At 41.3% G+C, this 12,423-nt stretch carries 10 protein-coding genes; 4 read left to right on the top strand and 6 right to left on the bottom strand.

What is annotated here, in order from left to right:
- Positions 1 to 9: 9 nt before the first annotated feature.
- Genes PHT93_RS05730 through PHT93_RS05720 form a run of 3 tightly spaced genes read right to left on the bottom strand, consistent with a single transcriptional unit; the run spans position 10 to position 1,556 of the window.
- Entirely contained in the window at positions 10 to 210 is a 201-nt protein-coding gene (locus PHT93_RS05730) for a PspC domain-containing protein (protein WP_300240567.1), read from the bottom strand.
- 51 nt (positions 211 to 261) lie between these two features.
- Positions 262 to 996 carry a copper homeostasis protein CutC gene (locus tag PHT93_RS05725; RefSeq protein ID WP_300240565.1) on the bottom strand — a complete coding sequence of 245 codons (735 nt, stop codon included), beginning with the start codon at positions 994 to 996 and terminating at the stop codon, positions 262 to 264.
- Entirely contained in the window at positions 993 to 1,556 is a 564-nt protein-coding gene (locus tag PHT93_RS05720) for a phosphatase PAP2 family protein (RefSeq protein WP_300240563.1), read from the bottom strand. Before PHT93_RS05720 ends, PHT93_RS05725 begins: the two co-directional genes overlap by 4 nt.
- Positions 1,557 to 1,803: 247 nt before the next feature.
- Here PHT93_RS05720 and PHT93_RS05715 point away from each other — a divergent pair, with 247 nt between their 5' ends.
- The 4 genes from PHT93_RS05715 (at position 1,804) to PHT93_RS05700 (ending at position 7,251) form a co-directional block, all read left to right on the top strand.
- A complete protein-coding gene (locus tag PHT93_RS05715; protein ID WP_300240561.1) occupies positions 1,804 to 3,741 on the top strand; it encodes an ABC-F family ATP-binding cassette domain-containing protein in 1,938 nt (645 codons plus the stop codon).
- A gap of 82 nt (positions 3,742 to 3,823) precedes the next feature.
- On the top strand, positions 3,824 to 5,815 hold the full coding sequence (locus tag PHT93_RS05710) for a glucosamine-6-phosphate deaminase (protein WP_300240559.1): 1,992 nt from the start codon (positions 3,824 to 3,826) through the stop codon (positions 5,813 to 5,815).
- 91 nt (positions 5,816 to 5,906) lie between these two features.
- Positions 5,907 to 6,812, top strand: a complete 906-nt coding sequence (locus tag PHT93_RS05705; RefSeq protein WP_300240557.1) for a transporter — start codon at positions 5,907 to 5,909, stop codon at positions 6,810 to 6,812.
- A 1-nt stretch (position 6,813) separates the two neighbouring features.
- Positions 6,814 to 7,251, top strand: a complete 438-nt coding sequence (locus PHT93_RS05700; protein ID WP_300240555.1) for a DUF695 domain-containing protein — start codon at positions 6,814 to 6,816, stop codon at positions 7,249 to 7,251.
- A gap of 243 nt (positions 7,252 to 7,494) precedes the next feature.
- Here PHT93_RS05700 and PHT93_RS05695 read toward each other — a convergent pair whose 3' ends face one another.
- From PHT93_RS05695 to PHT93_RS05685, 3 genes are read right to left on the bottom strand one after another with little or no spacing between them, the layout of a single operon-like run.
- The gene (locus tag PHT93_RS05695) at positions 7,495 to 8,838 is read right to left on the bottom strand and encodes a citrate/2-methylcitrate synthase (RefSeq protein ID WP_300240553.1); all 1,344 of its coding nucleotides are present in this window, start codon (positions 8,836 to 8,838) and stop codon (positions 7,495 to 7,497) included.
- Positions 8,839 to 8,859: 21 nt separating this feature from the next.
- Positions 8,860 to 10,122, bottom strand: a complete 1,263-nt coding sequence (icd, locus tag PHT93_RS05690; protein WP_300240551.1) for an NADP-dependent isocitrate dehydrogenase — start codon at positions 10,120 to 10,122, stop codon at positions 8,860 to 8,862.
- 8 nt (positions 10,123 to 10,130) lie between these two features.
- Positions 10,131 to 12,383 (bottom strand): aconitate hydratase, encoded by a 2,253-nt coding sequence (locus PHT93_RS05685; protein ID WP_300240548.1) that lies wholly within the window; start codon positions 12,381 to 12,383, stop codon positions 10,131 to 10,133.
- Between the last annotated feature and the right edge of the window lie 40 nt (positions 12,384 to 12,423).

Below are 12,423 nucleotides of genomic sequence, written 5' to 3'. Positions count from 1 at the left end.
TTACACTCTTTATTCATCAGTTGCCACAGGTATAATAAGCCAAAGGATAAAATAGGCAATTACACCCGAAAATATCGTAAAAATAGAAAGCAGAATATAGCCGACACGAACCAAAGTAGGATCCAGATCAAAATATTTCGCAATCCCTCCACAAACACCGCCAATCATTTTATCTCTGACCGAGCGAGTCAATCGTTTACGTTCTTCCATGTTTTTCTTTTTAGATAATTAATCTATCAAAAATAAGAAATTTTCCGAATATTACAAATAAAGCGCCACCTTATTCCGGTCGGTTTCTACTGTCTCAAACTCAGACGTCACCGCACTGCTCCCCATAGGTACCCGCTCTTTACGATAAATCATTTTACTCTGCACAACACTACGTGCAGATGTGTGAAACTCTGTTGCTCCGGTTTCCGCCTCAATCCGTGCAATATTCTGTTCACGCACCCCACAACCGGGCATAATGATGATTCGGCCTGCCGCACGTTTCACTAACTCGGCCAATAATGGAATACCCGTCACTGCATCTTTTTCCTGCCCGGAAGTCAGGATACGGTCACATCCCGCATCAATCAATTGTTCAAGAGCCAGAAAAGGATTACGGCATACGTCAAATGCCCTATGAAAGGTTACCGACAAGGGTTTAGCGGCATCCATTAAACGCTTTAATAAAGTTACATCAATATCTCCATCAGGAGTCAGACAACCAAACACTACACCATGTACTTTTAACTCCTTTGCCATTTCAATATCATAGAGCATAGAACGTACTTCTGCGGGAGTATATAGGAAATCACCTCCACGGGGACGAATAATTATATTAATATCAATTCGGGAAGTTAATTCCCGCGCAGCCTTTATCTCTCCGTAGCTGGGAGTTGTTCCCCCTTCGGGAATAGCCGCACAAAGTTCAACACGAGCAGCACCTCCTTGTTCTGCTTCCACACAACTTTGTGCTGAATTTGCACAGATCTCTATAATCCTTCTCTTCATTTTATTTCAGTTTTCCTTTTCTTATAATACATATAGATTTTCCACCAGACTACGGCCATCAATACCCCAAAGAGAATACCGACAACAACATCTATCGGGTAATGCTTCCCTACATAAATCCGGCTATACCCCACAAGTAAAGCCCACGACAAGACGATTACTGTAAAAAACTTTTTCCTGACAACCAACAATGCAAAAACGGCCAAAGCAAACGAACTGGACGAATGAGCCGAAAAAAAGCTATAACTGGCATCATATTTTTCCAACGAATGAATCAGGTCGGTAAATATCGCCTCATGAATAGGGCGAGGACGGGCAATGGTGATCTTCACTAATTGATTCAAAGCATTTGTAGAAGCGACTGAAAGAAACATAAAACAGAGTACCGGCCAACGCCATGCTTTATCTTTGGAGTAAAAAACATACAAAACAATAAGAATAGCAATAACTCCCCATGCCTCATACGAACTTAAAAACAGCATTACCGGATCCAGCAACGGCGTATGAAGTTTGTTTATATCTAAAAATAATTGTTTGTCAAATTCAATAAGTTGCTGCATAATATCTTTTTTAAAGGCTCCGCAAGATACGAACTTCTATTTAATGTTTCAGAAAAAGTCAACGCCTACTTTATTTTCTTATTTACACCTACCTCTAAATTGATTTACACCTACCTCTAAATTTGATTAGACCTACCTCTAAATTTGATTAGACCTACCTCTAAATTTGGAATGGATATGAGTAATGCTACGATACACATGGAACTTATTGTATCTTTGCAAAGTATAAAACAATGAAGAGTACGATATGGTATCGGTAGAAGGACTAACGGTAGAGTTTGGCGGGTTTACGCTTTTTGATGATGTTTCGTTTGTGGTTAATAAAAAAGACAGGATTGCGCTGGTTGGGAAAAATGGTGCAGGAAAGTCAACGATGTTAAAGATTTTTGCGGGATTACAGGCTCCGACATCAGGAAATGTTCATCTTCCGAAAGATATTACGATCGGTTATCTGCCACAACAAATGCAGTTGTCGGATTTACGGACTGTTCGTGAAGAGGCTGAATTGGCCTTCGAACATATCCGGCGAATGGAACAGGATATTGAACGTATGAATCTGGAGTTAGCCGAGCGTACGGATTATGAATCTGATGCTTATCATGCTCTGATTGAAAAAGTAACACATCTCTCCGAACTTTTCCAAATGGAAGGTGGGGCTAATTTTCATGCCGAACTTGAACGAACGTTGATGGGACTGGGTTTTATGCGTGAGGATTTTGATCGCCCCACTTCGGAATTTAGCGGTGGCTGGCGTATGCGTATCGAGTTAGCCAAATTATTATTGAAAAGACCGGATGTGCTTTTACTCGATGAGCCGACGAACCACCTTGATATCGAGTCTATCCAATGGCTGGAAAATTTTATTTCGACACGTGCCAATGCGGTTATATTAGTATCTCATGACCGCGCTTTTATAGACAACACTACTTTCAGAACGATTGAAATAGAGTTAGGGCATATTTATGATTATAAGGCGAAATATTCGGACTATGTAGAACTGCGCCGTGAACGTCGCGAACAGCAACTTCGCGCTTTCGAAAATCAACAAAAGAAATTGGCGGATACGGAAGCTTTTATTGAGCGCTTCCGTTATAAAGCGACAAAAGCGGTGCAGGTTCAATCCCGCATTAAACAATTAGAGAAAGTGGAACGTATCGAAGTGGACGACGTGGACACCGCTATGCTCAGCCTTAAGTTTCCTCCGGCTCCAAGATCGGGCTCATATCCGGTAATCGTAGAGAATTTAGCGAAACGTTATGGGGAGCACTTAGTCTTTGAGCATGCAACGTTTACAATCAACCGGGGCGACAAGGTTGCTTTTGTCGGAAAAAACGGGGAGGGTAAATCCACGCTTGTCAAGTGTATCATGAATGAGATTGGCTTTGAAGGGAAATTGCAACTCGGCCACAATGTAAAGATCGGCTATTTCGCACAGAACCAGGCACAGCTATTAGATGAAAAACTTACCGTATTCGACACGATAGATTACGTTGCTCAAGGTGATATACGAACTAAGATAAGAGATATTTTGGGAGCCTTTATGTTTGGAGGAGAAGCCTCAGACAAAAAGGTAGGTGTACTTTCGGGAGGAGAAAGGAGTCGTCTTGCTATGATCCGCCTTTTGCTGGAACCGGTTAACCTACTGATTCTTGATGAGCCGACCAATCATCTTGACATGCGTTCAAAAGATGTTTTGAAAGATGCGTTGAAAGAGTTCGACGGAACAGTTATCTTAGTCTCTCACGACCGTGAATTCTTAGATGGGTTGGTTGATAAGGTTTATGAATTCGGCAACAAACGTATAGTAGAACATTTGGGGGGGATCTATGAGTTCTTAGAGCGAAAAAAGGTAGATAGTTTACAAGAATTAGAACGTAATTCGCAAGCGCAAGGAGAAAGCAAATCGCTCGGCGATGAGAAAGTCACAGAAAACAAACTTTCTTATGAAGCGCGAAAAGAGCAGGCGAAAGTTGTACGAAAAGTCGAAAAGGCAATAGCTGAATGCGAAGAACATATCACAAATACCGAATCTAAAATAGGAGAAATAGAAGTACAACTCGCTACACCGGAAGGCGCATCAGACACATCTCTTTACACAGAATACGGGAACTTAAAGAAACAATTGGCAGACGCGATGGAAAAATGGACTGAATTGACGTTAGAATTAGAAGTTTTAAACAATTAAGGAGGTAGAACGTACTGCAGAAAACGTTATATTTGCAATTCGGTCTTTTAAATAATAAAAATTGTAACTTAAACACTGGATAATGAAAACGAACCTTAGTTCACAGATCACACTGACGCGTATTCCAACCCGGTATTACCGTCCGGAGAATGCATATGAACTCTCCGTGTTGACGCGTTTCGAAAAGATCCCCACCTCTATTTATGAGTCGGCCGATGAGGGATCAGTAACTATCGCCAAACAAATCGCAGCCGAAATCCGCAAAAAGCAAGCGGAAGGAAAGAAGTTTGTATTAGCTCTGCCCGGAGGACGTTCTCCTCAAAGCGTCTTTAAAGAATTAATCAGGCTGCACAAAAAAGAAGATTTAAGCTTTAAGAATGTAATCGTATTTAATGTTTACGAATTCTACCCTTTGGTTTCAGAAGCAAATAGCAATATTGCTTTTTTGAAAGATGCTTTGCTTGATCATGTTGATATTGATCCGGCTAATATTTATACTCCGGACGGATTCATGTCGAAAGATGCCACATCTGAGTTTTGCAGTCAATATGAAAATCAGATTATAGAAGCCGGAGGCCTTGATTATATCCTTTTAGGAGTTGGTCATGCCGGAAATATCGGATTCAACGCTCCAGGATCTACACCTTCTCTTCGTACTCGTTTAGTTCTGTTAGACAACGATGCACGTAAAGAAGCCGCAAATACATTCAAATCGATAGAGAATGTTCCGGCAAGTGTTATAACAATGGGAATGAGCACAATCCTTGCTGCTAAGAATATTATTCTGATGGCATGGGGTGAGAACAAGTCTCAATTAATATATGAAACGGTAGAGGGCAAAGTTAGCGACACATTCCCTGCTACGTTTTTACAGACAGTTGTTCCTAAAGCCCGTGTGGCGATCGACTTGTCTGCAGCTTCGCAACTGACACGTATCAGTCGTCCGTGGTTAGTGACAAGTTGTGAATGGGACAACAAATTAATCCGTCGCGCTATTGTATGGCTTTGTCAATTGACCGGTAAACCCATACTTAAGTTAACAAATAAGGATTACAGTGAACATGGATTAGGCGAATTATTGGCTTTATACGGGTCCGCTTATAATGTGAACATCAAAATATTCAATGATATACAACACACAATCACAGGATGGCCGGGAGGAAAGCCCAATGCCGACGATTCTAATCGTCCGGAACGTGCCAACCCATATCCCAAACGTGTGATTATCTTTAGCCCGCACCCTGATGACGACGTAATCTCTATGGGAGGAACATTCCGCAGGTTGTGTGATCAGAAACATGATGTACATGTAGCATACCAAACTTCAGGTAATATTGCAGTAGGCGACGACGAAGTGATCCGTTATTGCGAATATCTGAGAGATGTATGTGCAAAATATGCACCGGGCAGTAATCCGGTAGCCGAAAAAGCCGAAGATATACTGTATTATCTAAGAAATGAAAAAGTAGAAGGCGTACCGGAACATAAAGATGTTCTCTTTATGAAAGGAACAATCCGCCGTGAGGAAGCACGTGCAGGTGCGCGTCATTCAGGTATCACGAGAGATGATCATATCCACTTCCTTGATCTTCCGTTCTATGAAACCGGATTGGTTAAGAAGAATGACATCAGTGAAAAAGATAAAGATATTATCAAGAAATTTATTGAAGATATTAAGCCTCATCAAATATTTGTTGCGGGAGACTTAGCCGACCCACATGGAACGCACAAGGTTTGTCTGGATGCTATTCTTGCTGCCATTGATGAAATGAAGGATGATGCATGGATGAAAGAATGTCGTATATGGATGTATCGCGGTGCCTGGGCAGAATGGGAAATGGACCACATTGAGATGGCCGTGCCTATCAGTCCGGAAGAGTTACGCCTGAAACGTATTGCTATCCTGAAGCATCAGTCGCAAGCCGAAAGCGCACCGTTCCTCGGAGACGACGAACGCTTGTTCTGGCAACGTGCAGAAGATCGCAACCGTGCAACAGCCGATCTGTACAGAGACTTAGGACTTGCTGCTTATGAAGCAATTGAGGCTTTCGTTCAGTATATACCTTTGCGGTAAAAGATAAAACATATAATAAACATGAAAGAACCGGGTTGTTTGAGCAACGCCGGTTTTTTTGTTACTTTGCATACGAATAAAACATCTGCCTGTGCTGAAATTTATTAAAAACTGGATGTTGCCATTGGCAATGATCACCGGAGCCGTAACTTATCCCATCAGCGGAAAGTTGTCTATCCTCACTCCTTATCTGATTTTCTTTATGCTGCTTCTTACTTTCTGCAAATTATCCCCGAGAGAAATTCGTTTTCATCCCGCGCATGGAAAGCTTCTGTTCGTTCAAATCGGAGGAGCCTTACTTGCCTATGCGGCTTGTTACAAGATTGATCCGGTGATTGCGCAAGGAGCGATGATTTGTGTTTTAGCACCTACGGCTACTGCCGCAGCTGTTATTACGGGGATGCTTGGCGGAAGTGTTGCTTTTCTGACCAGCTATCTCTTATTCTGCAATATTGCAGTTGCTCTTGCCGTACCTGTTTTATTCCCGCTTATAGGTTCCTATACAGAAATGCCATTCATTGATTCCGTTATTTTTATTTGCAGTCAGGTAGGACCAATTCTTATACTTCCTCTCGTGCTTGCCTGGGTTATTCGTTATGGAATACCCAAATTACACGAACGGATTATACGCATACATCAACTTTCCTTTTATCTTTGGGCTGTGGCATTAATCATTGTGACGGGACGAACTGTCAAATTTTTAGTTGAACAGAACAATGCGGATTATTTTATAGAGATCGGTTGTGCCGTTGTAGCGCTTATTATCTGTTGTGGCCAGTTTTTATTAGGCAGAAAAATCGGACGTAAGTACGGCGATCCCGTATCATCCGGACAAGGGTTGGGACAAAAGAACACAATTCTTGCAATCTGGATGGCTCAGGTTTATCTTAATCCGATCTCGTCTGTAGCTCCGGCGGCCTATGTGCTATGGCAGAATATTATCAACTCATACCAATTATGGTTGAGAGGGAGAAAAGCAATAACAAAACAAGAATAATATGAGATTAAGTAACGAATGGTTTACGGCTTTATCCCAAAGTGAAACGGGACAGATCATCTCGGTTTTAGGTCGGGATGAATTGGCCGAATTTGCATCCAGTGGAAAGTTGAAAGACCGAATAGAAATTACATGGAAGTACGAACCGGACGAGAGAGGAATGGTAACAGAACCGGTTGGTAAACAAATGGAAGACGTAGAGGTTGCCCTCCAAAAGATCATGGAAAAAGACAAATTGGCCATAATGACGGCAGTCTATTCTGGAGATGGGGAGAGGGTATGGGTATTCTATGCACGCAATGTTCGAGTATTTGGGGAACGATTAAATGAAGCTCTTGCTCCTTTTGAATTATTACCAATAACCATTTACACAGAACATGATCCCGAATGGGAAGAATATCTTGATATGTACGAAATGAAAGAATGGAGACAAGACTAAGAGCTTGTTTAAATTTTTATAGGATATTTCTTGAGGGCTTGTTTCGGTCTTCTTTCGTCTTCTTTTTTGCTTATCTGCATCTCCGCATTCAATCACATAGCCCGCTATGTTCATTCATGCGGATATACAACTAAACAAAAAATAAAACGAAAGAAGCCACGAATAAAAATTTAAACAGGCTCTTAAACAAAAAAGGCTATCATCTCAAACAGGAAATGATAGCCTTTTTTAATGTTATTAATCTTATCTTTTTTTCAACGGTACGTATTTTTGTTCATCCAGAACATTCTTGTATGCAGGACGAATGATACGTTTTCCGTCAAAGGTGAGTTCCTCAATACGATGCGCCATCCAACCTACGATACGTGCCATCGCAAATAACGGCGTGAATATTTCTTGTGGCAAACCGATCATTTCATACACAAAACCTGAGTAGAAGTCAACATTCGAGGAAACACGTTTTTTTGTTCCTTTATATTTAGCAAAACATTCAATTGCGCGCTCCTCTAACAATTCAAGAAATGCAAATTCGACATCTCGACCTTTCTCCTTTGCCAAATCTCTGGCCAATTCTTTCAGAAGTATAGCACGAGGATCAGAGATAGTATAAACCGCATGACCGATCCCATAAATTAAACCGGTCTTATCATATGCTTCCTTATTTAACATGCGCATAAAATACGTATCAATCTCTTCCACACTCTTCCAATCCTCAATATTTTCCTTCAAATGATGGAACATATCAGCTACCTGAATGTTTGCTCCTCCATGTAACGGCCCTTTCAACGAACCGATACCTGCTGCAATAGATGAGTAGGTATCCGTTCCACTCGAACTGGTTACACGAACAGTAAATGTTGAGTTATTACCACCACCGTGCTCAGCCTGCAGAACAAGCAACAAGTCTAAGGTACGAGCATCTAATTCGGTATATTCTTTTTGCAACATGAAAAGGAAGTTCTCAGCAAGAGACACATTTTCACGCGGGTGACGAATATGCAGGGAACGTCCTTGTGTACTATGACGATAGATATTATATGCATAAGCTATAATTGTCGGGAACTTGGAGATCAACTCAATAGCCTGACGAATGAGATTATCACGTGAGGTATCATCCGGATTCGGATCGAACGTGTACATTTCCAGAACTGAACGAGCCAGGATATTCATTATATTTTGTCCTTCAAGGTCAAGAATATTCATTTTCGTCTTTTGCTCAAGCGGCATATGATCATTCAATAACTCTCTGAATGCAGCCAGTTCTTCTTTATCAGGCAATTTGGCAGAAAGCATCAAATAAGCAACTTCCTCAAATCCAAATCGTTTTTCTTTGATGAGCCCATGCGCTAAATCTTCCACATCGTATCCGCGATAAAACAATTTTCCGGGAATTGCTTTCAATCCTCCTTCCGGTAAACGTTCATATCCTACGACATTTCCTACTTTTGTCAGTCCAACCAAAACTCCGGTTCCGTCTTCATTACGCAACCCTCGTTTTACATCATATTTTGGAAATAGTTCATTATCTATTTTTGTTGATTCTTTTGCAAATTCAGAAAGACGATAAATCAAATATTCTTTTTTCATTTTCTGTATGTTTTATGGATATTACAATAAAGTTATAATAGTCTGCCCAAATTCTTTTGTACCTAAAGATATTCCATTCGGCATAAAACGGGCAAGATCATGGGTTGCTTTTCCATTTTGAAAAGCTTTTTCAAGGGCTTCAGTTATTAATGTTGCAGCGGCATTCCATCCGAGATACTCCAACAGCATAACAGATGAAAGCAATAAGGAAGAAGGATTTACCACATTCTTACCTGCAATATTAGGAGCTGTTCCGTGTGTCGCTTCAAACACAGCATATCCGGTATTATAATTGATATTAGCTCCGGGGGCAATACCGATCCCGCCAACCATAGCTGCAAGCTGATCAGAAATATAATCTCCGTTCAGATTTAATGTTGCTATAACGGAATATTCTTCCGGAATAAGAAGGGTGTTTTGCAGAAAAGCATCTGCTATCACGTCTTTAATAATAAGTTTACCTTCTTTTTCAGCTTTGTCAAGGGCTGCTTTCGCCACTTCCTCCCCTTGTTCTTTTTTCAGTGCTTCATACTGCGGCCAGGTAAATACACGATCTCCGAATTCTCTTTCAGCCATCGCATATCCCCAAAGTTTAAATCCGCCTTCGGTAAACTTCATGATATTTCCTTTATGAACAATCGTTACACTCGGTAGATTATTCTCAAGAGCATATTCAATAGCAGCACGAATCAAACGTTCACTACCTTCAACAGAAACGGGTTTAACGCCAAATGAGGATGTTTCGGGGAATCGTACTTTTGTAACACCCATTTCTTCTGTCAGGAATTTCAGGAATTTCTTTGCTTCAGGTGTTCCTTGCTGCCATTCGATACCGGCATAAATATCTTCCGTGTTTTCACGGAAAATGCACATATCAACCTTCTGAGGCTCCTTTATCGGAGTTTCAACGCCTTTAAACCAACGTACAGGACGCAGGCAAACAAACAAATCCAACGTTTGTCTCAACGCCACATTCAACGAGCGTATCCCCCCTGCTATCGGGGTTGTCAAGGGTCCTTTTATTCCAACTAAATATTCACGGAAAGCATTCATTGTTTCCTCCGGAAGCCAACTGCCGGTTATATTAAATGCTTTTTCACCGGCAAGTACTTCTTTCCATTCTATTTTACGTTGTCCCTTATAAGCCTTTTCGACTGCGGCATCAACGATCTGTTGACATACCGGCGTAATCTCTGCTCCAACACCGTCTCCTTCAATAAAAGGGATCGTCACCAGATCGGGAACGACTAATTCTCCGTTTTGCTTCGTTATTTTTTTCGACATGGTATTTTTTAGTTGGTTTTCAAATAATTTAAAGCACTACCGGCTTTAAACCATTCTATTTGTAAATTATTGTACGTATGGTTAGCAAGGAAAGATTCTTCAGAGCCATTCTTATGTTTTACCACAACGGTCAACTGCTTTCCGGGGGCGAAATCAGTCAAGCCGATAACAAAAAGGGTATCTTCCTCTTGTATTTTATCATAATCCGTCTTATCGGCAAAAGTAAGAGCAAGCATACCTTGCTTCTTCAGGTTAGTTTCATGGATACGGGCAAAACTTTTCGCCAGAATCACTTTTACATTCAGGAATCGAGGTTCCATAGCTGCATGTTCACGAGAAGAGCCTTCTCCATAATTTTCTTCGGCTACTACGATTGAAGACATTCCTTTCGCTTTATATTGTTTAGCAACCGCCGAAACACCTTCATATGTTCCATTTAAACGATTCAATACCGAATTCGCATTACCGTTAAAAGCATTAATCGCACCCATCAGCATGTTATCAGAGATATTTTCTAAATGTCCTCTGAAACGCAACCAAGGACCGGCCATCGAAATGTGATCTGTGGTACATTTCCCTGCAGCTTTCAACAACAAAGGAAGATCCGTATAATCCTTCCCATCCCATTTAGCAAAAGGAAGCAGTGCCTGCAAACGGGTTGAATCCGGAGCAATCTTCACCTCTTCTTTATTTGCACCCGGAGCAATATACCCATTGTCTTCTACAGCAAATCCGGCAGTCGGGAAATCAAGTCCTTGCGGCTCCTCAAGCTTTATTTCACGTCCGTCTTTAGTTTTTAGTTTGTCGGTAAGCGGATTAAAGCAGAGATCCCCTGCAATTGTCAGCGCAAGCGTCAGTTCGGGAGAAGCAACAAAAGCATGCGTATTCGGGTTGCCATCAGCACGTTTTGCGAAGTTTCTATTAAATGAAGTAACAATTGAGTTTTTACGATTATTATCATCCGTATGCCTCTTCCATTGGCCAATACAGGGGCCACAGGCATTTGCCATGATCACAGCGCCAATTTGCTCAAAATCATTCAGAATGCCATCTCTTTCTGCAGTAAAGCGGATCATTTCCGATCCGGGATTAATAATTAACGGAGCGGAGACTTCAATTTTCTCTTTTTTTGCCTGACGAGCAAGAGACACCGCACGGCTAAGATCCTGATAAGATGAATTTGTGCATGAGCCAATCAATCCAACTTCCATCTTACGAGGGTATCCTTTTTCTTTTACAATGGCGGCAAACTGAGAAATAGGCGTTGCTGCATCCGGAGTGAACGGCCCGTTTATATAAGGCTCAAGTTCAGAAAGGTTGATTTCAATCAGTTGATCATAATATGTTTCGGGAGCAGCAATTACTTCCGGATCAGCCTGCAAATGTTCTGCAATCTGTTCTGCCCACTCAGCCACTTGTTCACGACCGGTATGACGCAGATAAGCCGCCATATTATCATCAAAGCCAAACAAGGAAGTCGTAGCGCCTACCTCTGCCCCCATATTACAGATCGTAGCTTTTCCGGTAGCCGATAAAGAGACAGCTCCTTCTCCGAAATATTCTATAATGGAGTTTGTTCCTCCTTTTACGGTAAGAATTCCGGCAACTTTGAGAATAACATCTTTTGGAGAAGCCCAACCACTCAATTTCCCTGTTAATTTCACCCCGATTAGTTTCGGCATTTTCAATTCCCATTCCATACCGCTCATTACATCCACAGCATCAGCACCACCAACACCAATAGCAATCATACCCAGTCCACCGGCATTAGGCGTATGCGAATCCGTGCCAACCATCATTCCTCCCGGAAACGCATAGTTTTCCAACACAACCTGATGAATAATTCCGGCACCGGGTTTCCAAAAACCAATATTATATTTATTAGATACAGACTTCAGGAAATCATACACTTCCCTATTATTATCTGTTGCCGTTGAAATATCCGCTTTAGCTCCTAAATTTGCCTGAATAAGATGATCACAGTGTACAGTAGCCGGAACAGCAGAAGTTTCCTTCCCTGCATTCATAAACTGAAGCAATGCCATCTGAGCCGTTGCATCCTGCATAGCAACCCTATCCGGGCGAAAATTCACATAATCCTCTCCACGTTTATAAACACGTACATTGGAAGAGTTATATAAATGCGCATATAAGATTTTTTCGGCCAACGTCATCGGCTTATTTATGCTTCTACGGATAGAATTTATTTTCTCAGCAAATCGAGAGTAGAATTCCCGCAACATTTCTATATCATGTATCATTTTTATTATTGTTTTATTGGTTTACGAAGTTAACAAATAT

It is taken from the genome of Massilibacteroides sp. (assembly GCF_028705895.1).
Lineage (GTDB): Bacteria > Bacteroidota > Bacteroidia > Bacteroidales > Tannerellaceae > Massilibacteroides.
Note: the sequence above shows the minus strand (reverse complement) of the source record. Positions and strands in the feature narration are given on the sequence as shown.